The following is a 718-nucleotide window of genomic DNA, read 5'->3' as shown; positions in this document are numbered from 1 at the left end:
ACATCGGCATCATCATTTCTGCCGCGACATTCTCAACTTGATTGTCGCGCGTCTCTCATCCAGATTGTCGCGCCACAACCCAGTGCCGCCGTGCGGCACCGTTCGATGGCCGACATGACCTTCAGCTGCCCCAGGCTCAGGTGTGTCGTGTCTCGCCACGCTGGCCCGTGGCCGCGGAAGATGTCCGCAACCTCCAGCATGAGGCGCTACAGCGCGCGGGTCTACTCGGAGGGCAGACGGTCCAGCGGACTGGTGACCTCGTGCAGCAGGTCGGTGGCCACCTGGACGTAGAGCGCGGTGTTCTCGAGCCTATTGACTGCAGTCAATAGGATCGACTATCTCCCGTGCCGAACAATGTCCAGTGATCACTCGGAAGCCCCGCGCGTTGGGGATGTGCCGCAAATTACAAGACCTTCGTAGGAGAAGTGGCCCAGCGCTCGTTCGCCCGTCGAACACGGAACGAGCGGACACGTCATGTGCTCGTCGGATCTCTGATCACACAGCAGTTCGCAGCCAGCTAAACGATCCCGGCGTTCCCGTGGATCTTGCAGACCGAATCTATGTCCCGCGAAAGGTGCGACCGTGTGCCGTCATGCCGTGGGCTCCTGGGGTCGCGGGACATTGTTCCGCGCGGGAGATAGTCGAGCTTCGCATGGCCGAGCAGCACCTGGATCACGCGGATATCCACCTTCTGTTCGAGCAGATGTGTCGCGAAGCT

General features: G+C 61.3%; 1 protein-coding gene and 1 pseudogene. Both read right to left on the bottom strand.

The window, feature by feature from the left end; all coding sequences use genetic code 11:
- Positions 1–77: 77 nt before the first annotated feature.
- Positions 78–200 (bottom strand): annotated as a pseudogene (locus AWB68_RS50675) (IS91 family transposase); the annotation flags it as partial.
- Positions 201–517: 317 nt separating this feature from the next.
- Positions 518–718, bottom strand: a 201-nt coding sequence (locus tag AWB68_RS50670; protein WP_160110215.1) for a hypothetical protein, incomplete at its 5' end; no start/stop codon positions are given.

This window comes from Caballeronia choica (assembly GCF_001544535.1).
Classification (GTDB): domain Bacteria; phylum Pseudomonadota; class Gammaproteobacteria; order Burkholderiales; family Burkholderiaceae; genus Caballeronia; species Caballeronia choica.
This window is presented reverse-complemented; position numbering and strand designations above follow the sequence as displayed.